This is a genomic window from Marinobacter sp. DS40M6, from assembly GCF_028581595.1.
GTDB classification, from domain to species: Bacteria; Pseudomonadota; Gammaproteobacteria; order Pseudomonadales; family Oleiphilaceae; genus Marinobacter; species Marinobacter salarius.
In genome coordinates this window covers 227,401-250,930 of the sequence record NZ_JAFCAE010000006.1, presented here as the reverse complement: position 1 = coordinate 250,930, position 23,530 = coordinate 227,401, and the positions used below count along the sequence as shown (strand labels likewise).

At 57.4% G+C, this 23,530-nt stretch carries 19 protein-coding genes and 1 tRNA gene; 16 read left to right on the top strand and 4 right to left on the bottom strand.

All coding sequences use genetic code 11. The features are described 5' to 3' along the window. The first annotated feature begins 83 nt into the window (after nucleotides 1-83). The 4 genes from JJO78_RS16705 to JJO78_RS16690 all read left to right on the top strand — a co-directional run bounded on the left by JJO78_RS16705 (nucleotide 84) and on the right by JJO78_RS16690 (nucleotide 4,958). Nucleotides 84-413 (top strand): hypothetical protein, encoded by a 330-nt coding sequence (locus JJO78_RS16705; RefSeq protein WP_273624177.1) that lies wholly within the window; start codon nucleotides 84-86, stop codon nucleotides 411-413. Nucleotides 414-493: 80 nt separating this feature from the next. After that, nucleotides 494-2,455, top strand: coding sequence for an aconitate hydratase (locus JJO78_RS16700; RefSeq protein WP_273624176.1), 1,962 nt, complete (start codon nucleotides 494-496; stop codon nucleotides 2,453-2,455). A 41-nt stretch (nucleotides 2,456-2,496) separates the two neighbouring features. Beyond that, nucleotides 2,497-3,375 carry a glutathione-dependent disulfide-bond oxidoreductase gene (yghU, locus tag JJO78_RS16695; protein ID WP_273624175.1) on the top strand — a complete coding sequence of 293 codons (879 nt, stop codon included), beginning with the start codon at nucleotides 2,497-2,499 and terminating at the stop codon, nucleotides 3,373-3,375. Further along, nucleotides 3,375-4,958, top strand: a complete 1,584-nt coding sequence (locus tag JJO78_RS16690) for a PQQ-dependent sugar dehydrogenase (protein ID WP_273624174.1) — start codon at nucleotides 3,375-3,377, stop codon at nucleotides 4,956-4,958. The genes yghU and JJO78_RS16690 overlap by 1 nt, the downstream gene beginning before the upstream one ends. Before the next feature lie 32 nt (nucleotides 4,959-4,990). Here the strand turns inward: JJO78_RS16690 and JJO78_RS16685 are convergent, their stop codons facing one another. Continuing rightward, nucleotides 4,991-5,239 carry a YkoF family thiamine/hydroxymethylpyrimidine-binding protein gene (locus JJO78_RS16685; protein WP_273624173.1) on the bottom strand — a complete coding sequence of 83 codons (249 nt, stop codon included), beginning with the start codon at nucleotides 5,237-5,239 and terminating at the stop codon, nucleotides 4,991-4,993. Nucleotides 5,240-5,264: 25 nt separating this feature from the next. Next, the gene (gene ggt / locus JJO78_RS16680) at nucleotides 5,265-6,962 is read right to left on the bottom strand and encodes a gamma-glutamyltransferase (protein ID WP_273624181.1); all 1,698 of its coding nucleotides are present in this window, start codon (nucleotides 6,960-6,962) and stop codon (nucleotides 5,265-5,267) included. Between the two features lie 174 nt (nucleotides 6,963-7,136). Here ggt and purU point away from each other — a divergent pair, with 174 nt between their 5' ends. From purU to pyrF, 12 genes are all read left to right on the top strand, one after another. Next, nucleotides 7,137-7,991 carry a formyltetrahydrofolate deformylase gene (purU, locus tag JJO78_RS16675; RefSeq protein WP_273624172.1) on the top strand — a complete coding sequence of 285 codons (855 nt, stop codon included), beginning with the start codon at nucleotides 7,137-7,139 and terminating at the stop codon, nucleotides 7,989-7,991. A gap of 127 nt (nucleotides 7,992-8,118) precedes the next feature. After that, nucleotides 8,119-10,698 carry a DNA gyrase subunit A gene (gyrA, locus tag JJO78_RS16670; protein ID WP_036208563.1) on the top strand — a complete coding sequence of 860 codons (2,580 nt, stop codon included), beginning with the start codon at nucleotides 8,119-8,121 and terminating at the stop codon, nucleotides 10,696-10,698. Continuing rightward, the gene (serC, locus tag JJO78_RS16665; protein WP_273624171.1) at nucleotides 10,682-11,764 is read left to right on the top strand and encodes a 3-phosphoserine/phosphohydroxythreonine transaminase; all 1,083 of its coding nucleotides are present in this window, start codon (nucleotides 10,682-10,684) and stop codon (nucleotides 11,762-11,764) included. The genes gyrA and serC overlap by 17 nt, the downstream gene beginning before the upstream one ends. Nucleotides 11,765-11,766: 2 nt before the next feature. Beyond that, a complete protein-coding gene (gene pheA, locus JJO78_RS16660; protein WP_075196914.1) occupies nucleotides 11,767-12,864 on the top strand; it encodes a prephenate dehydratase in 1,098 nt (365 codons plus the stop codon). 30 nt (nucleotides 12,865-12,894) lie between these two features. Next, complete coding sequence (gene hisC, locus JJO78_RS16655) at nucleotides 12,895-14,022, top strand: histidinol-phosphate transaminase (protein WP_127401005.1); 1,128 nt, start codon at nucleotides 12,895-12,897, stop codon at nucleotides 14,020-14,022. A gap of 1 nt (nucleotide 14,023) precedes the next feature. Then, nucleotides 14,024-16,252 carry a bifunctional prephenate dehydrogenase/3-phosphoshikimate 1-carboxyvinyltransferase gene (locus tag JJO78_RS16650; protein ID WP_273624170.1) on the top strand — a complete coding sequence of 743 codons (2,229 nt, stop codon included), beginning with the start codon at nucleotides 14,024-14,026 and terminating at the stop codon, nucleotides 16,250-16,252. Then, entirely contained in the window at nucleotides 16,252-16,932 is a 681-nt protein-coding gene (gene cmk / locus JJO78_RS16645) for a (d)CMP kinase (protein ID WP_075196911.1), read from the top strand. The genes JJO78_RS16650 and cmk overlap by 1 nt, the downstream gene beginning before the upstream one ends. Before the next feature lie 131 nt (nucleotides 16,933-17,063). Beyond that, the gene (gene rpsA, locus JJO78_RS16640; RefSeq protein ID WP_007154692.1) at nucleotides 17,064-18,758 is read left to right on the top strand and encodes a 30S ribosomal protein S1; all 1,695 of its coding nucleotides are present in this window, start codon (nucleotides 17,064-17,066) and stop codon (nucleotides 18,756-18,758) included. 132 nt (nucleotides 18,759-18,890) lie between these two features. Next, nucleotides 18,891-19,187 carry an integration host factor subunit beta gene (locus JJO78_RS16635; RefSeq protein ID WP_007154691.1) on the top strand — a complete coding sequence of 99 codons (297 nt, stop codon included), beginning with the start codon at nucleotides 18,891-18,893 and terminating at the stop codon, nucleotides 19,185-19,187. Between the two features lie 71 nt (nucleotides 19,188-19,258). Continuing rightward, entirely contained in the window at nucleotides 19,259-19,561 is a 303-nt protein-coding gene (locus tag JJO78_RS16630; RefSeq protein ID WP_007154690.1) for a LapA family protein, read from the top strand. Further along, a complete protein-coding gene (lapB, locus tag JJO78_RS16625) occupies nucleotides 19,561-20,730 on the top strand; it encodes a lipopolysaccharide assembly protein LapB (RefSeq protein WP_036208447.1) in 1,170 nt (389 codons plus the stop codon). Before JJO78_RS16630 ends, lapB begins: the two co-directional genes overlap by 1 nt. A 33-nt stretch (nucleotides 20,731-20,763) precedes the next feature. Continuing rightward, complete coding sequence (pyrF, locus tag JJO78_RS16620) at nucleotides 20,764-21,474, top strand: orotidine-5'-phosphate decarboxylase (protein ID WP_127401009.1); 711 nt, start codon at nucleotides 20,764-20,766, stop codon at nucleotides 21,472-21,474. Between the two features lie 512 nt (nucleotides 21,475-21,986). On the opposite strand, the gene JJO78_RS16615 is transcribed toward pyrF, so the two are convergent. Together JJO78_RS16615 and JJO78_RS16610 are read right to left on the bottom strand one after the other, a co-directional pair. Beyond that, a tRNA-Asn gene (locus JJO78_RS16615) sits at nucleotides 21,987-22,062 on the bottom strand. Nucleotides 22,063-22,131: 69 nt separating this feature from the next. Next, entirely contained in the window at nucleotides 22,132-23,316 is a 1,185-nt protein-coding gene (locus JJO78_RS16610; protein WP_127401012.1) for a pyridoxal phosphate-dependent aminotransferase, read from the bottom strand. Nucleotides 23,317-23,530: the final 214 nt, after the last annotated feature.

The following is a 23,530-nucleotide window of genomic DNA, read 5'->3' as shown; positions in this document are numbered from 1 at the left end:
GCTGCTGTTTACGCCCAGTCCGTCCGGGACGACCACGCAATTCACGCACCAACAGCGCTTGGTGTTTTCGGGAGTAAAACCTCATGAAGCCAACCCTGTGCACTTCTGTCTTTCTGGTGGCGCTCAGCTTTAACAGCTGGGCCTGGGCCCAAGAGGTTGATTACGATAAACGCAACCTGCACATCTTTTGCGCCTCACATCTGAAGTTACTCAGCGGCACGATTGATGATGGCGGTGATGAATATAAGGCATTGATGTTTATGTCCGGTGTTCACCGGGACGAGGCAATCGGGATGGGTGCCACCGAAAAGCACTTCAGCGACGTGAACACCTATCTGAAAAAAGTACGCAACACCAGCAAACCGAAGTGGAGCAGCCTGACGTCCCGAAGCAAGGAGCTGTGTTTTCCCTAGTCCTGACGACAGGGTTGGCCAGCGGGATCTATAGTTAACGGTATGAAGGTCTGAAATCTGGCTCGCATGGAGGTCATCCGATGACGAAACAGACGAAGAATCAACCGCGCAATGTTGCCACGAAGCTGATCGAGTCACACCTGGTGTCGGGAACGATGAAGACAGGCGAGGAAATCGGGCTGAAGATCGATCAAACGCTGACCCAGGATGCAACCGGTACACTGGTTATGCTCGAGCTGGAGGCCATGGGGCTCGGCCAGGTCAAAACCGAGTTGTCCGCGCAGTACGTTGACCACAACCTGCTGCAGACTGACAACCGCAACCCCGATGATCACCTGTTCCTGCGCAGTGCCTGCGAGAGGTTCGGCCTGTGGTTCAGCCCGGCCGGGTCCGGCGTCAGCCATCCAGTGCACATGGAACGCTTTGGAAAACCGGGCAAGACCCTTCTTGGCTCCGACAGCCATACCTGCGCTGCCGGTTCCCTGGGAATGCTGGCAATGGGGGCTGGCGGTCTGGCTGTGGCCATGGCCATGTGTGGAGAGCCGTTCTATCTCAACATGCCTAAGGTCATGGGCGTGAAGCTGACCGGGAAACTGCCGGATTGGTTGAGTGCCAAGGATGTCATCCTGGAAATGCTTCGCCGCCACGGAGTGAAGGGCGGTGCCGGGAACATTATCGAGTATTACGGGCCGGGCCTGAAAGGGCTGTCCGCGATGGACCGCCATGTGATCGCGAACATGGGGCAGGAGATGGGGCACACCGCTACGGTGTTCCCGGCGGACGATGCGGTGCGGGATTTTCTCAGGCAGCAACAGCGGGAAGGTGACTTCCAGAGGCTGGAAGCCGACCGCGGCGCCACCTACAATCTGCATGACGAGATCGATCTGGGCAAGCTGGAGCCGTTGATTGCACTTCCCAGCAGTCCAGGGAAGGTGTTCCCGGTGCGGGAAGTGGCTGGCGAGCCCATCTACCAGGCCTACATTGGGTCCTCCGCGAATCCTGGCCTGAGGGATTTCGCAGTTCCTGCGATGATGGTGAAGGGCCGTCAGGTTCGCGAGGGAGTATCTTTCGATATAAACCCCACGTCGCGTCAGGTTCTGGAAAACCTGGTAGAACTGGGTTATCTCACCGATCTGCTCAGCGCTGGGGCGCGCCTGCATCAGACCGGCTGCAATGGCTGCATTGGCATGGGGCAGGCACCGGCAACGGATCAGATCAGCCTGCGCACCGTTCCACGGAACTTTGCGGGTCGGTCGGGTACTGATGAAGACAAAGTCTGTCTCTGCAGCCCCGAAACAGCCACGGCGTCTGCATTAACCGGCGTGATTACAGACCCTCGTGATCTCGATATAAACTATCCTGTGTTCGACGAGCGCAGCACCTTTTATGTGGACGATCGCAATATCCGCCCGCCGGCGAAGCACCCGGAATTAACGGTGGTTGAGAAGGGGCCGAACATCAGCACCCTGCCGACGTTTGAGGCGCTGCCTGACTCGTTGAAGGCGCCGGTTCTGCTCAAGGTTGGTGACGATGTTTCCACCGACGACATCCTGCCTGCCGGCTCCCGGATACTGCCGTTTCGCAGTAACATTCCGGCCATCAGCGAGTTTACTTATACCCGGCTGGACCCAACCTATCCGGAACGGGCAAAAGAGTATCAGGACACCGGGTCTCTGATCGTTGGCGGTGACAATTACGGCCAGGGGTCAAGCCGTGAACATGCGGCGCTGGCGCCCCGTTATCTGGGCGTGCGGGCAGTGATTGCCAAGAGTTATTCGCGCATACACTGGCAGAATTTGTCCAGTTTTGGTGTGTTGCCTTTGAGCTTTGTCACTCCGGAGAACTTCGATAGCATCGAGCAGGGCGATGAGTTATCGATTGAGGGGCTGGTTGAAACATTAAAAGCCGGGGACAGGATTGTTGCGAAAAATACCCGGAACGGCGAACGTTATGAACTGACGCATGAACTTAGCGAGCGCCAGGTCCGTATGGTTATCGAAGGCGGACTGCTGAACATGATGCGCCAGGAACTGGCCGCGTGAGGCCTTGTTACCAATAGATCCACTAAACTGAGGAAGAATGAATGACCGATGACACCTACACGCCACCGAGAGTCTGGAAATGGGATGCCGAGAGCGGCGGAGCCTTCTCGCAGATCAATCGCCCGATTGCCGGACCCACTCACGAGAAAGAATTGCCGGTAGGGGAGCACCCGTTCCAGGTCTACTCACTGGCGACCCCGAATGGCGTGAAGGCCACGATCATGTTCGAGGAACTGTTGGCCAAAGACATCAAGGAAGCGGAATACGATGCCTGGCTGATCCGCATCACCGAGGGGGAACAGTTTGGCAGTGGTTTCGTGAACGCGAACCCGAATTCCAAGATACCGGCGATGATGGACCACACCCACACGCCGGCCGTCCGCGTGTTTGAATCCGGCTCCATCCTGCTTTACCTCGCTGAGAAGTTTGGCGAGTTCCTGCCGACGGACATTGTGGCGCGCACGGAAACCATGAACTGGTTGTTCTGGCAAATGGGCAGTGCGCCGTTCCTGGGCGGTGGGTTTGGCCATTTCTACGCCTACGCACCGGAAAAATACGAGTACCCGATCAACCGCTACACCATGGAAGTGAAGCGCCAGTTGGATGTGCTGGATCGGCAACTGGCCGACAATCGCTACATTGCGGGCGACGAATACACTATCGCAGATATGGCGATCTGGCCCTGGTACGGCGCACTGGTGAAAAACAAGGTGTATGAAGCGGCGGAATTCCTGGAAGCGCATACCTACAAGAACGTGGTGCGTTGGGCCGATGAGATCGCAGAACGCCCGGCGGTCAAGCGTGGATTGATGGTAAACCGCACCTGGGGCGAGGAGAGCAGGCAGTTGCATGAACGGCACGACGCCAGTGACTTCGAACTGCGCACTCAGGATAAGCTGGAGCCTTCCGGAGAGAAGTAATGGCAGCATCGGTTGGCTGGAGGAGAGTGGTGCTGGCGTTCATCGTCGCGTTGATCGTGGGCTCCGTGCTGGGCAGCCTTGTGCAAACCCAGTTCAATCTCCAGGCGCTGGAAGGCCTGGGGGTTGAAATCAGTATGGCGACCCGTTTGCAAACCACAGTTCAGGATCTTCTGAACTTTGCCCCTTTGTACGCCATCCTCTTCGGGCTCAGTTTCCTGTTCTCTCAGGGTGCTGCGTCTCTTGTGGCCCGGCTGGCTGGTCAATCAGGCCGTTTGTGGCTGTGCCCGCTTGCCGCGGCTGTGGGATTGTGGGCGACCTTGCGGATTGTGGATGCATTGGCGCCCATGCCTACGTTGATCGCTGCCACGCGAGATATGGGTGGACTGTTGGCCATGCTGGTAACGGCTGCTCTCTCTGGTTTGTTGTTTGCCGTTCTGGTTTCCCGGTTGCCCCGTAAAAATGGCAATGCCTCGGGAGTGCCTGTTGCGATGCTTCTGATGGTTGCCGGGGCGGTTCTGCCTGAATCTGATGCCATAGCGGCTGAGGCGACAGACTATACGATTGAAACTGTGGCCAGCGGCCTGGAACATCCCTGGTCAATGGCGTTCCTGCCCGATGGGCGAATGCTGGTTACTGAAAGGCCGGGACGTTTGCGAATGCTGACGGCTAACGGCGACCTGATGCCGGAACCGCTGGATGGTGTGCCAGAGGTTTTCGCATCCGGCCAGGCAGGGCTGTTTGATGTGCTTCCCGCCAGGGACTTCGAGGAGAGCCGACAGATTTACCTGAGTTATGCCTGTGGCACCATGGATGCCAATCACACCTGCCTGGCCAGGGGGCAACTGGGAGAGCAGGGCCTGGAGAATGTGAGCGAACTATTCCGGGTACAACCGGCCAAGAAGGGCAGCGCTCATTATGGAGGGCGGATGGTATGGCTGCCGAATGATACGCTGGTGTTAACCCTCGGAGACGGTTTCGACTACCGCGAGCAGGCCCAGCGCCGTCAAAACCACATTGGCAGTATTGTGCGCCTTAACCCGGATGGCAGCGTGCCGGACGACAACCCTTTTGCAGGGCACGACTCCTACCAGGGTGAAATCTACAGCTATGGTCACCGCAATGTGCAGGGGTTGGCCTACGACAGCGAACAGGGCCGGCTGATTGCTCATGAACACGGGCCCCGGGGTGGTGATGAGATCAACGTCATTCGCCCGGGCGCCAATTACGGTTGGCCGGTCACCACCCATGGGCTGGATTATACCGGCGCGCGGGTAACCCCGTTCGAGGAGCGTGAGGGCGTTGAGGCGCCGCTGCTGCACTGGACGCCATCCATCGCTCCATCGGGCATGACCGTTTACACCGGCGATCTGTTTCCTCAGTGGCAGGGCGATCTGCTGGTTGGCGGGCTGGTGACGAGGCAGGTGCATCGTGTCCGGTTGGCGGACGGCGAGGCAACGGAATTGGAAACTCTGTTCGGCGAGCTGGGCGAACGTATCAGGGCCGTCGTAACGGGCCCTGACGGTTCGGTTTATCTGCTGACGGATAATGCTGACGGACGTGTTTTGAGAGTTACTCCAGACTAGAGCAGAATGCCTGCGGCTGGCTCCCAAACGCCCTAGCGTGGCCGGCGATCACCTTCCATGATCTTGGCCACAAACACCGCTTTACCGTATTTCTCGAACGACCATTTCATCGTGTCCGACAGGACCCGCATCACTTCATCGTACTCACCGAACATTTCGGTGCTCATACGGCCCGAATGGATCTCCAGACCTGTTTTTTCAAGACGCTCGATAACGGCGCGAATGGGCGGCTTGTAGTCATCGGTGAGTGGGTAACAACTCAGTTGAACGGATAAAAACATAATGCCTCCCGGGGCTGTGTGCCCCTCAATAGCCCATGGCTGAGGATGTGCTGCGGCGCGGGTCTGCACCGCCGTAGAGGGTTCCTTCAGTATCGATCAGTATGCTCTGGATGGCGCCCATGGCACTTTTTTTCACCACCTTGTGCCCCTTTTCCTCCAGCAGCCTCACGGTATCCGGGCTGATGCCCTGTTCAATGCGGATCTCGTCTGGCAACCATTGGTGGTGAATCCTCGGGGCACTCACCGCAGACTGAATGTTCATGCCATGATCAATCACATTCAGCAGCACCTGCAAGGTTGTCGTGATAATTCGGGACCCGCCGGGGCTTCCCGTAACCAGATAGTTGCGACCATCGCGCCTGACAATGGTCGGCGACATGGAGCTCAGCATGCGCTTGCCGGGTTCCACCTTATTGGCTTCGCCACCGATCAGTCCATAGGCGTTGGGTTCGCCGGGTTTGGCACTGAAGTCGTCCATTTCGTTGTTCAACAGGAACCCCGCCCCGTCAACGGTGATGCCGGACCCGTAGCTGAAATTAATGGTGTAAGTATTGGAAACCGCGTTGCCCCAGCGGTCGACAACGGAGAAGTGGGTGGTTTCCGGGCTTTCATAGGCCTCAGGGTTACCGGCACTGATCTCGGTCGAAGGCCGGGCTTCGGCCGGATCAATGGTTTTACGCAACGCTTCGGCATAGGCCTTGCTGGTCAGGCCCTTTAGCGGCACCTCCACAAAGTCAGTATCTCCGAGGTATTCCGCGCGGTCGGCGTAGGCGAGCTTCATGGCTTCGGCCATGTGGTGAATACCGGCGGCGGAGTTATGACCGAACTCGGCCAGCGGGTAACCTTCAAGAATGTTCAGAATCTGCACAATGTGAGTGCCACCAGAGGAGGGCGGTGACATGGAATAGATATCATGTCCGCGGTAGGTGCCATGAACCGGCTGGCGGATTCTGGGGCGGTAGTTCTTCAGGTCCTGAAGGGTGATCAGGCCGTCGTGGCGTTCCATTTCCTGGACGATGAGTTGCGCGGTTTCGCCCTGATAGAAGCCATCGATGCCTTGATCGGCAATGCGCTGAAGGGTGTCGGCAAGCTCCGGTTGCCGAAATCGCTCGCCTGGTTGCCACGGAGAACCGTCCTCTTTATAGAAGGTTGCGAGAGTTGCCGGCCAGCGCTGCAGTCGTTCCCGCGCCTGTTCCAGGCCCTCGGTGAAGCGTGCGGGTACAATAAAGCCTTCCCGCGCGAGCTTGATCGCCGGGGCCAGGGCCTGTTCCAGCGACAGCGTGCCGTGGCGTTCAAGGGCCATCGCAAGGCCGGCGACGGTGCCGGGCACACCGGATGCCTTGTGGGTGAAGCGGCTGCGATTCTCGACCACGTTACCATCGTCGTCCTGGAACATGGTTTCGGTGGCAGCGGCCGGTGCTTTCTCCCGATAGTCGATGGCCTCAACCGCTTCGCCGTTGCCCGGAGCGTAGAGCATAAACCCGCCGCCGCCGATGTTGCCCGAGCGAGGCTGGGTAACCGCCAGGGCGAATCCCGCCGTAACGGCGGCATCCATCGCATTGCCGCCATTCTTCAGCACGTTCAATGCGACTTCCGTTGCCAGGGTGTGGCTGGTGGCCACCATGCCGTTCCTGGCCTGTACCGGGTGGTGGCGCTCTCCTTCCAGAATGGCCTCTGCGGTCACCGGCTGTAGAGGTAGCAGCAGCGCCAGGGCGATCATCATTCTCGCGGCCAGTGAGCGGCTCGCGACGGCTTTTCGGGTACGTACCTGTAGGGGGTGTCTGTCCATGTTTCTGTGCCTCGTTTCTGGTGCTCAGATAAGCTATCATAGCCGGTCATTTTTAAGGGTGTGAAATTGCGCGCCCGTGATCCCGGATCAGATTAAGGAAAGGCTTCCATGGAGCATACCTATCGTCTTGTGATTTCCTGCCCGGATCGGGTGGGGATTGTTGCCAAGGTCAGTAACTTTCTGTCGACCTACAATGGCTGGATTACAGAGGCGAGCCACCACTCCGACACCCAGACCGGGTGGTTCTTCATGCGGCATGAGATCAAGGCCAACTCGATCCCTTTCGGCCTGGACCAGTTCCGCACGGCCTTTGAGCCGATTGCCCGCGAGTTCAATATGAACTGGCACATTGCTGATTCGGCCCAGCCCAAGAAAGTGATCCTGATGTGCAGCAAGGAATCCCATTGCGTGGCGGATCTGCTCCATCGCTGGCACAGCCGCGAGATCAATGCCGAAATCGTGGCGGTTATTTCCAATCATGAAGACCTCCGGCGCATGGTGGAGTGGCATGAGATACCCTATCACCATATTCCGGTGAACCAGAACAACCGCGACGAGGCTTTCGGTGAAGTGGATGGCCTGATAGAAGGCTATGACGCCGATGTAGTGGTGCTTGCCCGGTATATGCAAATCCTGCCCGGTAGTCTGTGCGAGAAGTACCCGGGCAAGGTGATCAACATTCATCACAGCTTCCTGCCGTCGTTTGCGGGTGCCCGCCCATACCATCAGGCCTACAGCCGGGGTGTGAAGCTGATTGGCGCCACCTGCCACTATGTGACCCAGGATCTGGACGAAGGCCCCATCATCGAGCAGGACGTGGTCCGCATCAGCCACAGCGACTCCATTGAAGACATGGTTCGGCTGGGCAAGGATGTGGAGAAAAACGTGCTGTCACGGGGCTTGCGGGCACACATTGAAGACCGTGTGATTACCTACGAAAACAAGACTGTGGTTTTTGACTGACGGCCACCGCCATATCCCCCGCTAAGGGGTTGAATGTGGTAGTATTGGCCGCTTGTTAAAGAATAACTATGGGGCGCTCTGAACGGCCCTGAAACGACTTCCAGCAAATGCAAAGGAACCTTTCTCGATGGGTGAGTTAGCCAAAGAGATCCTGCCGGTAAATATTGAAGACGAGCTCAAGCAGTCCTATCTCGATTACGCCATGAGCGTCATCGTGGGGCGGGCACTTCCAGACGTGCGTGACGGCCTCAAGCCGGTGCATCGCCGCGTACTGTTTGCCATGTCCGAACTCAACAACGACTGGAACAAGGCCTACAAGAAATCCGCCCGTGTGGTGGGTGACGTCATCGGTAAGTATCACCCCCATGGTGACTCGGCCGTTTACGACACCATTGTTCGTATGGCCCAGCCGTTTTCCCTGCGCTACCCGCTGGTGGATGGTCAGGGTAACTTTGGTTCCATCGACGGCGACAACGCGGCTGCGATGCGTTACACCGAGATCCGCATGGAGAAGATTGCCCACTCCCTGCTGGCGGATCTGGACAAGGAAACTGTGGATTTCGTGGCCAACTATGATGGCACCGAACAGATTCCGGACGTACTGCCCACTCGGATTCCCAACCTGCTGGTAAACGGTTCCTCAGGCATTGCCGTGGGTATGGCCACCAATATTCCGCCCCATAACCTGACGGAAATTGTGAACGGCTGCCTGGCATTGATTGATAATCCGGATATGACCATCGACGACCTGATGGAGCATATTCCTGGGCCGGACTTCCCCACCCAGGGCATCATTAATGGTCGCGCCGGCATTGTTGAGGCCTACCGCACCGGCCGTGGGCGCATCTACATCCGTGCCCGCCATGAAATCGAGCACGACAAGAAAACCAACCGCGACGCCATCATTATTACCGAGCTGCCGTACCAGCTGAACAAAGCGCGGCTGATCGAGAAAATTGCGGAGCTGGTAAAAGAGAAGCGACTGGAAGGCATCTCCGAGCTGCGGGATGAGTCCAACAAGGAAGGTATCCGGGTAGTGATTGAGCTGCGTCGCGGTGAAAACCCGGACGTGGTCATTAATAACCTCTTTGCCCACACTCAGTTGCAGACGGTTTTCGGCATCAACATGGTCGCCCTGATCAACGGCGAGCCGAAAATCCTCAACCTCAAGGAAATGCTGGACGCATTTGTCCGGCATCGCCGCGAAGTGGTTACCCGCCGTACCATTTACGAACTGCGTAAAGCCCGCGAACGTGGCCATATCCTGGAAGGCCTCACGGTTGCTCTGGCGAACATCGATGAAATCATCGCGCTGATCAAGGCGTCTCCGGCTGCGGCCGAGGCGAAAGAGAAGCTGATGGCTCAGGGCTGGGCACCGGGTGACGTTCTGGCGATGCTTGAGCGGGCGGGCGAAGACGCATGTCGCCCCGATGATCTGCCGGAGATCTTTGGCCTGCGTAATGGTCTTTATCACCTGTCGCCAGAACAGGCTCAGGCGATCCTGGACCTGCGACTGCACCGCCTGACCGGTCTTGAGACTGAAAAGCTCCAGAATGAGTACAAGGACATTCTCGAGAAAATTGCCGACCTGCTGGAAATTCTGGGCGATCCGGACCGTCTGATGCAGGTTATCCGTGAAGAACTGGAAGCGGTGGTGACCGAGTTTGGCGATACCCGTCTGACCGAAATCACCAGCTCCAAGCGTGACCTGACCATCGCCGATCTGATCGACGAGGAAGATCTGGTGGTCACCATCTCCCACGGTGGTTATGCCAAGACTCAGGCCGTCGAAGATTATCAGGCCCAGCGCCGTGGTGGTCGTGGCAAGGCCGCTACGTCCATGAAAGACGAAGATTTTGTCGAGAAACTGCTGGTAGCGAACTCCCACGACACCATTCTGTGCTTCTCCAACCGGGGCAAGGTGTACTGGTTGCGGGTGTTCGAGATTCCCCGGGCCAGCCGCGCGTCCCGCGGTCGTCCGATGGTCAACATCCTGCCGCTGGAAGAAGGGGAGCGTATTACCACCTTCCTGCCGGTTCGTGACTATCCGGAAGACCAGTACGTGCTGATGGCCACTTCGGCGGGTGTGGTCAAGAAAACGCCGTTGCCGAATTTCTCCCGTCCGCGCAGCAATGGTCTGATTGCTCTGTCGCTTGACGAGGGTGACACCCTGATTGGTACGGCCATCACCAAGGGTGATGCGGAAGTCATGCTGTTCTCCTCGGCGGGCAAGGCCGTTCGCTTCAACGAGGAAGCGGTACGTCCGATGAGTCGTACGGCTCGTGGTGTGCGTGGCATTAGAATGCCGGAAGGGCATCATGTTGTGTCACTGATCATTCCGCAGGAAAACGCGGTTCTGCTGACGGCCAGTGAGAACGGCTACGGTAAGCGCACCACCTTCGACGAGTTCCCGACCTACAGCCGGGGCAGCCAGGGCGTTATCGCCATGCAGTGTTCCGAGCGTAACGGCAACCTGGTCACGGCGTTGCAGCTGTTTGAAGGCGACGAAATGATGCTGATCTCGGACAAAGGCACGCTTGTGCGTACCCGCACCGACGAAGTATCGGTTCTGAGCCGGAACACCCAGGGTGTTCGCCTGATCAAACTGAGCCAGGAAGACGAACGCCTCGTGGGTGTTGAGCGTATTGCCGAAACCGATGCCGAAGAGGTCGACGGTGAGGAAGGAAGTGATGAGCAGGGCGTATAATTTTTGTGCAGGCCCGGCAACCTTGCCGGAGCCTGTTTTGCGACAGGCACGGGAAGAGATGCTGGATTGGCGCGGCACCGGCATGTCCGTGATGGAGATGAGCCATCGCAGTGACGAGTTCGTGGAAATCGCCGAAACTGCCGAGAAAGACCTTCGGGAATTGGCCGGCGTTTCAGATGATTACGCCGTACTCTTCATGCAGGGTGGTGCGTCCAGCCAGTTCTCGACCATTCCACTGAACCTGTTGGGCGACAAGACGTCTGCGGACTACGTGAACACGGGTATCTGGTCGAAGAAAGCCATCGCCGAGGCCAGCCGTTATGGTCAGGTTAATGTCGTGGCAAGCAGCGAATCGAGTGGCTTTGCCAGCATTCCCGATCAGGATAGCTGGACTACGAGCACCGATGCGGCTTACCTGCATTACACGCCTAATGAAACCATCGGCGGATTGGAGTTCGACTTCGTGCCGGAGAGCGGTTCCGTGCCGTTGGTGGCGGATATGTCATCCACCATGCTGTCACGCCCGCTGGACATCTCGAAATTTGGCCTGATCTACGCCGGGGCCCAGAAGAACATCGGTCCATCCGGCCTGGTGGTCGTGATCATTCGCAAGGATCTGTTGGGCAAGGCGCTCAAGATCACGCCGACGATGATGAACTATCAGGTCATTGCGGATAATGACTCCATGTACAACACGCCGGCGACATACTCCTGGTACCTCGCAGGCCTGGTATTCAAATGGCTGAAAGAGCAGGGCGGTGTTACGGCTATGGGTGAGGTCAATCGTCGTAAAGCCAGCAAACTGTATGGTTTTATTGATGAGAACGACTTCTACGCCAACCCGATATCCCCGCGCTTCCGATCCTGGATGAATATACCGTTCACCCTTGCAGATGACGCGCTCAACAGTACTTTCCTGAAAGGTGCGAATGAGAGAGGGTTGCTGAACCTCAAGGGCCATCGCTCCGTGGGTGGCATGCGGGCCAGCGTCTACAACGCCATGCCAGAAGCCGGTGTCGATGCGTTGATTGATTACATGACCGTGTTTGCGAAGGAGCGGGGCTGATCATGAGCGATGAGCAGGCCCGTCTCGGGCAGTTGAGGGTCGATATTGATCGCCTGGATCAGGAAATCATGGACCTGATCAGCAAACGCGCGGAATGCGCCCAGGAAGTGGCTCGCGTGAAGATGGAAGCCAACCCGGGTGAGGATGTATTCTTCTACCGTCCGGAACGTGAAGCCCAGGTTTTGAGGCGTATAAAGGAGAGCAATCCCGGCCCGCTGTCCGGCGAGGAGATGGCCCGACTGTTCCGGGAGATCATGTCCGCGTGCCTGGCACTGGAAAAGCCGATGCACATCGCTTTCCTCGGGCCGATTGGCACCTTTACCCAGGCGGCGGCGCTCAAGCATTTTGGGCACTCCGTGGTCAGCGTGCCTTTGCCCGCCATCGATGCAGTGTTCCGTGAAGTGGAATCCGGCGCGGCCCACTATGGTGTGGTCCCGGTGGAAAATTCCACGGAAGGTATGATCAACCATACCCTTGATATGTTCATGTCCTCGCCGCTGAAGATCTGCGGCGAAGTGCAGTTGCGGATACACCACCACCTGATGGTGTCGCCAAAGCACCAGGGGCAGGACATTGTCCGCATTTATTCCCATCAGCAGTCGTTCGCCCAGTGCCGGCAGTGGCTGGATACCCATCGTTACGGTATTGAGCGGGTCACGGTCAGTAGTAATGCCGAAGCCGCGAGGCGCGCAGCGGAAGAGCCGGGCACAGCCGCGATCGCAGGAGACATGGCAGCGGAACTTTACGGCCTGGAAATGCTGGCGACCAGTATCGAAGACCGTCCGGACAACACCACCCGTTTCCTGATCATCGGCCGTGAGGAAGTGCCGGCCAGTGGTAACGATAAGTCGTCCATTCTGGTGTCCATGCGCAACAAGCCTGGTGCGTTGTATCAATTGCTTGAGCCGTTCCACAAACATGGTCTGAGCCTGACCCGTATCGAAACCCGCCCATCGCCCAGCGGCACCTGGGCCTACGTGTTCTACATCGATTTTGAGGGCCATGTGGAAGATGCGCAGGTCAGCAAGGTGCTGTCAGAGATCGATGAAGAGGCGGTCGAGTTGAAGCGCCTGGGGTCCTATCCTATTGGGGTCCTGTGACAGAAACGCAAATGACTGAGGAAGGTCGAAATGTCGATTGATTACCAAAGTCTGGCGGTCAAAGGCGTGCAGGCGCTATCCCCCTACCAGCCGGGCAAGCCCATTGATGAGCTGGCCAGGGAGTTGGGCCTGAAGCCCGACAACATCATCAAGCTGGCCAGCAACGAAAACCCTCTTGGGCCCAGCCCAAAGGCGCTGGCGGCGGTGAAGGGAGCCCTGGACGAGCTCTGTCGCTATCCCGATGGCAATGGGTTTGATCTCAAGCAGGCATTGTCGGCCCGATACGGCGTGGCGCCCGCTCAGATTACCCTTGGCAACGGTTCCAACGATGTCCTGGAGGTGATCACACGGTGCTTTGCAGATGCCTCTTCGGAAGTCGTGTTTTCCCAATATGCTTTTGCGGTATACCCGCTTGTTACCCAGGCGATCGGCGCCAAAGGTGTGTCGGTGCCCGCCAGGGACTATGGCCATGACCTCGACGCCATGGTGGAGGCGATAACAGATCGCACCGCGCTGGTGTTTGTGGCCAACCCCAACAACCCCACGGGCACGGTTCATGGCGCTGAGGCGATCGAGTCGTTTCTGGCCCGTATTCCCCCCAGGGTTCTGGTGGTTCTGGATGAAGCCTACTGTGAATACCTTCAGGGGGAGGGCTATGTGGATGGCCTGTCGTTGCTCAAGCGCTATCCGAACCTGATCGTTACCAGGACATTCTCCAAGGCTTGGGGGTTGGCATCGCTGCGAGCTGGCTACAGTGTTAGCTCGCCGGACATTGCCAATGTTATCAATCGTGTACGTCAGCCTTTTAATGTAGACTCTCTGGCTCTGGTAGCGGCGACGGCTGTGTTGAGCGATGAAGACTATCTGCGGCGCTCCTGTGAAGTGAATGCAGCCGGGATGAAACAGCTCGAGTCCGCTTTTAACGACATGGGGCTGGAATACATTCCGTCTGCCGGCAACTTTATTGCTGTGGATGTGGGCGATCAGGCGGCTGACATCAATCAGTCGCTACTGGAGCAGGGTGTGATTGTCAGGCCGATCGGCGGCTACGGCCTACCCAGGCATCTGCGGGTGTCGATTGGCTTGCCCGAAGAAAATGCACGGTTTATCGAAGCTTTGGCCCGTGCACTGGATACGTCCAGCGGACGGGGAGAGTAACGTGTCCGAGATTCAGCCACTGTTCCAGCGTGTTGCTGTTATTGGTCTTGGGCTGATTGGTGGTTCTCTGGCCAAAGCGATCCGCGACAATGGCCTCGCGGTTACCGTTGTGGGCGCTGACAAGCGCGCGGACGAATTGGCGCTTGGCACGGAATTAGGCGTTATTGATGAAGCTGCCGGGTCGGTTGCTGAGGCTGTGGCCGGCAGCGACCTTGTGGTGCTGGCGGTACCGGTTAAGGCAACGCGGGCAGTGCTGGCGGAAATCAGGCCCCATCTTGGCGAAAACGCCGTGTTGACGGACGTCGGCAGCACCAAGTCGAGTTTCGTCAACGATGTGCGAGAGGTGTTTGGCGACCTGCCCGCGAAAGTGATACCCGGCCACCCCATCGCCGGTTCTGAAAAAAGCGGCATCCGCGCGGCCAACCCTGAGTTGTTTGCCAATCACAAGGTTATACTCACGCCGGCGGAGAACGTTGGTCAGCCCGACCTGGAGAAGCTCAGGGCATTGTGGGAAGGCTGTGGTGCGACGGTTCTGACCATGTCTGTGGCCTATCACGACGAGGTGCTGGCAGCCACCAGTCATCTTCCTCATCTTATTGCTTTCTCACTGGTGGATACCCTGGCAGGCGAGGACGAAAATCTGGATATTTTCCGCTACGCAGCGGGCGGTTTCCGGGACTTCACCCGAATTGCAGCCAGCGACCCGGTGATGTGGCACGATATCTTTCTTTCCAACCGGGATGCGGTGTTGCGGGTCATTGATCATTTTACCCACGATCTGGATCAGCTCCGTACCGCCATCGCCGATCATGACAGTGCAACTCTGTTGCGGGTTTTCAGTCGCGCCAAGGCGGCGCGGGAACATTTTTCCAAGATGCTTTCAGGACAGGCTTACGTGACAAACAACAGTCAGAAACAGGTAACGTTCCGTCTTCAACCCGGCGGCCGGATTTCCGGCGAGATACGCGTGCCGGGCGACAAATCCATTTCCCACCGATCCATCATGCTGGGTGCTCTTGCCGACGGTATCACGGAAGTGAAAGGCTTCCTTGAAGGCGAGGATAGCCTGGCAACCTTGCAGGCGTTCCGCGACATGGGGGTGACCATAGAAGGGCCGGACGCGGGGTTTGTCCGCATTCACGGCGTCGGTATCAATGGTCTCCAGGCGCCGCGCGGCCCTTTGTACCTGGGCAATTCTGGTACTGCCATGCGGCTGTTCTCGGGCTTGCTGGCCGCGCAGCCGTTTGACTCCGAGCTCACCGGCGACGAAAGCCTCTCCAAGCGTCCCATGGGGCGTGTGGCAGATCCGCTACGAGCAATGGGGGCGGTGATTGACACTGCCGAGGGCGGGCGGCCGCCTTTGAAAATCCGGGGTGGGCACGCGCTAACCGGCATTCATTATGAGATGCCGGTGGCCAGCGCCCAGGTTAAATCCTGCCTGTTACTCGCCGGTCTCTATGCCGAGGGCGTAACCTCCGTTACCGAGCCAGCTCCTACCCGGGATCATACTGAGCGCATGTTGGAAGGCTTTGGCTATCACGTGCATCGCGATACCGCGACGGCCAGCGTGACCGGTGGCGGTCGCTTGGCCGCCACCGCCATAGACGTGCCGGCGGATATCTCTTCGTCAGCGTTTTTCCTCGTTGCGGCGAGTATTGCCCCGGATTCCGACTTGACCATCCGCCACGTTGGCATGAACCCGACGAGAGTCGGCGTGATCAACATCCTGCGCATGATGGGGGCTAATATAGAAGTCCTCGAAGAGCGTGTGATTGGCGGGGAGCCGGTCGCTGATCTTCGCGTTCGTTCCGCCGAACTCAAGGGTATCGACATCCCTGAGGATCAGGTTCCGTTGGCAATCGACGAATTCCCCGTGCTGTTTATTGCCGCAGTCTGCGCTGAGGGCAGAACGGTTCTGCGCGGCGCCGAAGAGCTTCGCGTCAAGGAAAGTGATCGCATCCAGGTGATGGCAGACGGCCTGACCGCGCTTGGAGTGGAAACCACCGTGACTCCAGACGGTATTGTCATTGATGGTGGCCAGACGATGACCGCTGGAACCGTGAATAGCCATGGGGATCACCGCATTGCTATGGCGTTCTCCGTCGCCTCCCTGCGGGCTGAAGGGGACATCGAGGTGACCGATTGCGCCAACGTGTCCACCTCATTCCCGGGCTTTGTGGAGTTGGCAAAGCAGACTGGCATCAATATCGCCGCCGAAGGGGCTGAGTAATGGCTGAAAGCAAGGCACCGGTTATTACCGTGGACGGCCCTGGCGGTTCCGGTAAAGGCACCATTACCCAGATGCTCGCCCGCCGGTTGGGGTGGCACCTGTTGGACAGTGGCGCGCTGTATCGCCTCACGGCACTGGCTGCGGAGCGGCAGGGCGTGTCCCTGGATGATGAGCCGTCTCTGGTAAACGTCGCCGCCGGCCTCGATGTGGCGTTTGAGCCAACCCCACCAGGTGAGCCGGCAAAGGTACTGATGGCCGGTGTTGACGTCACCGCAGATATACGTACAGAGACCTGTGGAGACAATGCCTCGAAGGTGGCTGTCATGCAGCCTGTGCGCGACGCGCTGCTGCAGCGCCAGCGTGATTTCCAGAAGCCTCCCGGGCTGGTCGCGGACGGCCGTGACATGGGAACGGTGGTGTTCCCGGACGCGCCAGTGAAGATCTTCCTGACAGCCAGTGCCGAAGAGCGTGCGCAAAGACGCTACAGCCAGTTGAAGGACGCAGGGGTCGATGTTAATATTGACGCCCTTTTAAAGGAGATACGGGTGCGCGATGAGCGGGATATGAACCGCGCCGCCGCCCCGCTCAAGCCTGCAGACGATGCGCAAGTCATTGATTCGACGGGGTTGAGTATAGAAGAGGTGCTAGTCAGGGTTATGGCCGCAGCAGGTCAGGCCTGACTACACCTTTTTGTTGTTGAAATTCCGGATTCGGCGTTATCGGCCAGCCACTGGCTGGATCCGGATTGAAACTAACAGACCGTGTTGCTGGTAGCACGGAGTAAACTTGCGTTGATCACATAGGACACATAATGAGCGAGAGCTTTGCGGATCTTTTTGAAGAAAGCCTAAAAGAAATTGACATGCAACCAGGTTCCATCGTCCAGGGAACCGTTGTAGACGTCGATAACGACTGGGTCACCGTTAACGCCGGACTGAAGTCCGAAGGTGTTATCCCCGCCTCCCAGTTCCTCAATGAAAAAGGCGAGTTGGAAGTTGCTATCGGCGACGTTGTTGACGTAGCTCTCGACGCTGTGGAAGACGGCTTCGGTGAAACCCGTCTGTCCCGTGAGAAAGCCAAGCGCGCAGAAGCCTGGAAGGTACTTGAGAAGTCCTTCGAAGCTGAGGAAGTGGTTAAGGGTGTTATCAATGGTAAGGTCAAGGGTGGTTTCACCGTCGATCTGGCCGGCATCCGTGCCTTCCTGCCTGGTTCGCTGGTAGATGTTCGCCCGGTTCGCGATACCGCGCACCTGGAGAACAAAGAACTCGAATTCAAGGTTATCAAGCTCGACCAGAAGCGTAATAACGTGGTTGTTTCCCGCCGCGCCGTTCTGGAAGCTGAAAACAGTGCTGAGCGTGAAGCTCTGCTCGAAACCCTGACCGAAGGTCTGGAAATCAAGGGTATCGTCAAGAACCTGACCGACTACGGCGCGTTCGTAGATCTGGGCGGTGTTGACGGCCTGCTGCACATTACCGATATGGCCTGGAAGCGCATCAAGCATCCGAGCGAAATCGTCAATGTCGGTGACGAGATCAACGTCAAGGTTCTGAAGTTTGACCGTGAGCGCAACCGCGTATCACTGGGTCTGAAGCAGCTGGGCGAAGATCCCTGGGTCGATATCAAGGGTCGTTATCCGGAAGGTACCAAGGTTACTGCACGTGTAACCAACCTGACCGACTACGGCTGCTTCGCTGAGCTGGAAGAAGGCGTTGAAGGCCTGGTTCACGTGTCCGAAATGGACTGGACCAACAAGAACATCCATCCGTCCAAAGTCGTTCAGGTTGGCGACGAAGTGGGCGTGATGATTCTGGACATCGACGAAGAGCGTCGTCGTATCTCCCTGGGTATCAAGCAGTGTGTTGCTAACCCGTGGGAAGATTTCTCCAGCAAGTTCAACAAAGGCGACCGTATCTCCGGCAAGATCAAGTCAATCACTGACTTTGGTATCTTCATCGGCCTGGACGGCGGCATCGATGGTCTGGTTCACCTGTCAGACATCAGCTGGAACGAGACTGGCGAAGAAGCCGTCCGTGAATACAAGAAGGGCGACGAAGTTGAAACCGTTATCCTGTCTGTTGATCCCGAGCGTGAGCGCATCTCCCTGGGCATCAAGCAGCTGGAAAGCGATCCGTTCGCCGAGTTTGTACAGCTGAACGACAAGGGCTCCATCGTGAAGGGCACGGTATCTGCGGTTGACGCAAAAGCCGCTACCATCACCCTGAACGACGAAGTTGAAGCTGTACTGAAAGCCTCTGAAATCAGCCGTGACCGTGTTGAAGACGCACGCAACGCGCTGAACGAAGGCGACGAAGTTGAAGCGAAGATCATCAGCATCGACCGCAAGAACCGCGTTATCAACCTGTCTGTGAAGTCCAAGGACGTTGAAGATGACAAGCAGGCGCTGGAAGGTGTTCGCGCCAAAGCGGCTGAATCTTCCTCTGGTGCGACGACCATCGGTGATCTCATCAAGGAGCAGATGCAGCAGCAAAACGCCAACAAGGAATAACATTTCCGGTTGGTATGAAAAAAACGGGCTCTAAGAGCCCGTTTTTTTTGTGTTTTTTTCTGGTTTGGCTAAACTAGAGGCAAGGAGCTGGTAACCGGCTATCCGATAATAATGTGAAGAGGGATGAGCCCAATGACGAAGTCTGAACTGGTAGAGCTGATTGCGTCCAAGCAGACGCAGCTTTCAGTGAAGGATGTGGAACTGGCTGTGAAAACGATTATTGAACACATGTCCCAATCACTGGCGGATGGCCAGCGAATCGAGATCCGGGGTTTTGGTAGCTTTTCATTACACCATCGCGCAGCCAGAACCGGGCGTAACCCGAAAACCGGCGAAGCCGTGCAATTACCGGCCAAATTTGTTCCGCACTTCAAGCCAGGCAAGGAGTTGCGTGAGCAGGTAAACGATAGCCTTAAAAAAGGCTTCTGATTACCCTCTTGGGGAAAGACGTTAACCAGGTCCTGAGGTAAACAACCAGGTCCGTGTGGAGCATTGCGACTATGGCCGGATTTCAGAAGGTCCTTCTCATTCTGCTGGTATTGTTTCTGGTTCTGGTAGCACTTGTTTTCTCCCTGAATAATCAGATGGCAGTCTCCCTTAATTTCCTGCTCTTTGAGACTCAGCCTCACGGTGTTGCCGTCTGGATTATCCTGTCTTTTGTGATCGGCGCTTTGATCGGAGTTCTGATTACCATGCTTGCAACCGTTCGCACATCGGTTTCCCGCCGTAACCTCGAAAAACGACTTGCTCGTACCGAGCAGGCATTGGAGAAATCCAGGGCCCAGAACGACCGGACGCTTTAATGGATATAGTGCTTCAATGGCTGCTGTTAACGGTTGCGGTGGCCGCTGGCTGGTTTGTGGGGCGAATGGGCAGCACTAGGGAGCGCTCCAAAACGCCGATCTCCGATGAGGAATCCGTTAAGGATCGTCTGCAATTTCTGTTCACCAACTATTCCGATCAGGCGGTTGAGAACTTCGTTCAGTCTCTGGCTGTGAATAAGGAAACGGTGGGCCTGCACCTCTCTATCGGCGCCCATTTCCGCCACAAGGGCGAGACCGACCGGGCCATTCTGATTCACCAGAACCTCCTTGCCCGTCCGGAACTGCCGCCGCGTTACTCTCAACAGGTCACCTACGAACTGGCCATTGATTACCTGAACGCAGGCCTTCTGGACAGGGCAGAAGCGTTGCTTCATCAACTGATGGGCGACAGGGAGTACGGCCGTAAGTCTTCATTGCAATTGATCGAGCTGTACCAGCAGGAAAAGGAATGGGGTAAAGCAGGGCAGGTCGCCCGTACATTGACGACCGGCGACCACGATGCCCGCATGTACAAAATGCTGGCCTATATAACCTGCGAGCAGGCTGAGGATGCCCTCAAGCACGACGACCGCTGGATGGCTCAGAAGCTGTCCAAGGAAGCACTGGAGTACGATCGTTCCTGTGTCCGGGCCACGTTTATCATGATGAAGTTGCTCATTCGCCAGGGCAGCTACCGGGACGCGGCCAGCCAGAGCCTGAAAGTCTTCGATCAGAACCCTGAATTCGGCTCAGAAGCGGTGGACCGGCTGATGAAGCTTGAGCGCGAACACGGCGATGTTGGGCGTCTGGTCAAAAAACTTGGCAAGTTCTACGAAGCCTGGCCGAGCACGAGCTTGCTGCTGGCGCTGGTTGAAGCCGTAGAGCGAACCTCCGGCCGCATGGCTGCAATCGAGTTACTGCGCCGGGAACTGGAAGTCCGCCCCAGCGTCCGCGGTCTGCTGCGCCTGGTGGAACTGGCGGGCTATGAAAAAGGCATGACGACGGACGAAGGCCGTCTGGTCAGCCGCATCGGCCACTTGATACTCGCCAACCGCCCGGTATACCGATGTGTAAACTGCGGTTTCTCCGGTCAGCAATTGCATTGGCTGTGCCCCAGCTGCAAGCAGTGGGAAACCGTTCGCCCAATACAGGGCGTGGAAGCTGAGTAACCCGAAAACACGACATTCTGCAGGAAACTGACCGTGCAAACCCCCGATAATCCCCGAATCATCGTTGCCCTGGATTTCCCCTCCGATCAGCCCGCGTTGGCTATGGTTGATCAACTGGACCCTGCGAAGTGTCGCCTTAAAGTCGGCAAGGAGCTGTTTACCCGTTCAGGGCCGGCTCTGGTTCGTGACCTGCAGAACCGCGGCTTCGACGTTTTCCTGGATCTGAAGTTTCACGATATCCCGAACACAACGTCCGCAGCCGTAGCGGCCGCGGCGGATCTGGGTGTCTGGATGGTGAACGTACATGCCTCCGGCGGTGAGAAAATGATGACCGCTTGCCGCGACCGCCTGGAAAGCTTCGGCAAGGATCGGCCACTGCTGATTGCCGTTACTGTGCTGACCAGCATGGGGCCGGAGGATCTTGCCGGTATCGGTATCACGGATTCCCCGGAAGCCCAGGTATCCCGCCTGGCAACTCTGACCCGCAACTGCGGCCTGGACGGCGTCGTCTGCTCCGCACAGGAAGCGCCGGCGTTGAAAGCGGAGCAAGGCAAGGATTTCAAGTTGGTCACCCCGGGCATCCGTCCGCTGTCTGCCGACAAGGGCGACCAGCAACGCATCATGACGCCTACAGATGCCCTCAAAGCCGGTTCCGACTACCTGGTCATCGGCCGTCCGATTACGCAGGCTGCTGATCCTCTGGCTGCGTTGGAGGCTATTCACTCTGAGGTGGTTGGCCTTTAACTTTGGTTCTTGGTCTGATTCTTTTCTAGCCTGATAGTATGGTGCTTCGGTGCGGTGGTGGCTCCCTCCCAAAAAACGCTTCTAGTACATCCATGTACGCTTGGGCTCCGCCATCCATGGCTCCGCACATTTTTGGGAGGGAGCCACCACCGCACCGGTTTGAACTTTCAGATATCGCTGTTAGGCGATTTTTATTGATAGCTGTGGTTATCGATGTTGGAGTTGTAAGCATAGGGTGCACTGGCGCAGCGTAATCTGTTTCGATAACTCCAGAGGCTGAATCAGGCGGGGTAGGACTTCCTTCCCGAAAATGTGCGGAGCCATGGATGGCGGAGCCCAAGCGCACACGGACGTGCTTGTAGCGTTTTTCGGGAAGGAAGTCCTACCTCGCCGTGGCACCGCTACTAGCCGGCTAGGGTGCACCATACCAACAGGCTAGGGCCAAACCTAAACCCAAAGAACCAAAACGAAAAAAGCCGCTAATCCAGAGGACTAGCGGCTTTTCGGAATAGTGGCTCCCCGAGCTGGGCTCGAACCAGCGACAAACGGATTAACAGTCCGTTGCTCTACCAACTGAGCTATCGGGGAACGTCGTCGTGTGACGAGGCGCGTATATTAAGGTTACCCCAACGCCTCGTCAACCCCTTGCCAGGATTTTTAGCCCAGCGCTTTCTGCAAACGCTCAATGGCCTGCTTCAGCGTATCCAGGCTAGTGGCGAAGCTCAGGCGCATATGGCCCGGTGCACCGAAAGCGGAGCCCGGCACCAGAGCCACGCCGGCTTCCTTCAACAGCTTCTCGGCAAACTCTACGTCGTTACTGACACCCGAGTCTGCGTCAATGGCCGCCTGGAAACTCGGGAAGACATAGAAGGTCCCGTCACCGTGCAGGCATTCAACGCCCGGCAGGGCATTCAGGGCTTCTACCAGGTAGTCGTGACGTTCTTTGAACGCCGTGACCATTTCCTGCACGCAGGCCTGAGGACCGTCCAGCGCTGCCGTTGCGGCCGCCTGGGAAATCGATGCCGGGTTGGACGTGCTTTGGGACTGGATCTTCTTCATCGCGCCGATGATTTTTGCCGGGCCAGCGGCGTAGCCGATGCGCCAGCCGGTCATCGAGTAGGCCTTGGACACGCCATTGAGCACGAAAGTGCGATCGTACAGCTCCGGCGTGGCGTTCAGGATGTTGCAGAACGGCTGACCGGTCCACAGGATCGGCTCGTACATGTCGTCTGTGGCGATCATGATCTGCGGGTGCTTCTTCAGCACTTCGCCAATGGCCTTCAGCTCGTCCAGGCTGTAAGCCATGCCACTTGGGTTGGACGGGCTGTTGATCACGAACAGGCGGGTGCGCTCGGTGATGGCGTTTTCCAGCTGCTCCGGGGTGATCTTGAAGCGGGTGTCGGCGCTGGTTTCGATGATAACCGGTTTGCCTTCAGCCACCAGCACCATGTCCGGGTACGATACCCAGTACGGCGCCGGAATAATGGCTTCGTCGCCTTTGTTCAAAGTGGCCAGTGCGAGGTTGAAAAAGCTCTGCTTGCCACCACCACTTACCAGAATCTGGTTGGCTTCGTATTCCAGGCCGTTGTCTCGTTTGAACTTCGCAATGATCGCCTTTTTCAGTGCGGGCGTACCATCCACGGCGGTGTACTTGGTCTGGCCGTTGTTGATGGCTTCGATGGCCGCCTGTTTGATGTGATCCGGGGTATCGAAGTCCGGCTCGCCGGCACCCAGGCCAATAATGTCCTGGCCAGCAGCGCGAAGTTCCGCTGCCTTGTTGGTGACTGCGAGGGTGGGAGAGGGCTTGATCGCCTGTACTCGGCTGGAAAGTTGAAGGTCCAAACTTGCGCTCCTTAAAGCTGCGTCTGATAGGGCTCCGGCGGCTTCGGGGTAGTGGTTTCCACCATGTTCAGGCCGCCTTTGACGATTCAGATGGTATCATGAAGCCCGCGTGACGATAAGTTTCTCTGCAGATTGCACCTTTTGATATTCGCGGTGCAATGCGTTGCCCAGATCACTTTTGATTGAACGAAGGATGTCTCCAGACTATGGCCAC

Bases quoted from the DNA above. Each gene is read 5' to 3' on its own strand.
- JJO78_RS16705 (WP_273624177.1), top strand. From the start codon at position 84: ATGAAGCCAACCCTGTGCACTTCTGTCTTTCTGGTGGCGCTCAGCTTT.
- JJO78_RS16700 (WP_273624176.1), top strand. From the start codon at position 494: ATGACGAAACAGACGAAGAATCAACCGCGCAATGTTGCCACGAAGCTG.
- yghU (WP_273624175.1), top strand. From the start codon at position 2,497: ATGACCGATGACACCTACACGCCACCGAGAGTCTGGAAATGGGATGCC.
- JJO78_RS16690 (WP_273624174.1), top strand. From the start codon at position 3,375: ATGGCAGCATCGGTTGGCTGGAGGAGAGTGGTGCTGGCGTTCATCGTC.
- JJO78_RS16685 (WP_273624173.1), bottom strand. From the start codon at position 5,239: ATGTTTTTATCCGTTCAACTGAGTTGTTACCCACTCACCGATGACTAC.
- ggt (WP_273624181.1), bottom strand. From the start codon at position 6,962: ATGATGATCGCCCTGGCGCTGCTGCTACCTCTACAGCCGGTGACCGCA.
- purU (WP_273624172.1), top strand. From the start codon at position 7,137: ATGGAGCATACCTATCGTCTTGTGATTTCCTGCCCGGATCGGGTGGGG.
- gyrA (WP_036208563.1), top strand. From the start codon at position 8,119: ATGGGTGAGTTAGCCAAAGAGATCCTGCCGGTAAATATTGAAGACGAG.
- serC (WP_273624171.1), top strand. From the start codon at position 10,682: ATGAGCAGGGCGTATAATTTTTGTGCAGGCCCGGCAACCTTGCCGGAG.
- pheA (WP_075196914.1), top strand. From the start codon at position 11,767: ATGAGCGATGAGCAGGCCCGTCTCGGGCAGTTGAGGGTCGATATTGAT.
- hisC (WP_127401005.1), top strand. From the start codon at position 12,895: ATGTCGATTGATTACCAAAGTCTGGCGGTCAAAGGCGTGCAGGCGCTA.
- cmk (WP_075196911.1), top strand. From the start codon at position 16,252: ATGGCTGAAAGCAAGGCACCGGTTATTACCGTGGACGGCCCTGGCGGT.
- rpsA (WP_007154692.1), top strand. From the start codon at position 17,064: ATGAGCGAGAGCTTTGCGGATCTTTTTGAAGAAAGCCTAAAAGAAATT.
- JJO78_RS16635 (WP_007154691.1), top strand. From the start codon at position 18,891: ATGACGAAGTCTGAACTGGTAGAGCTGATTGCGTCCAAGCAGACGCAG.
- JJO78_RS16630 (WP_007154690.1), top strand. From the start codon at position 19,259: ATGGCCGGATTTCAGAAGGTCCTTCTCATTCTGCTGGTATTGTTTCTG.
- lapB (WP_036208447.1), top strand. From the start codon at position 19,561: ATGGATATAGTGCTTCAATGGCTGCTGTTAACGGTTGCGGTGGCCGCT.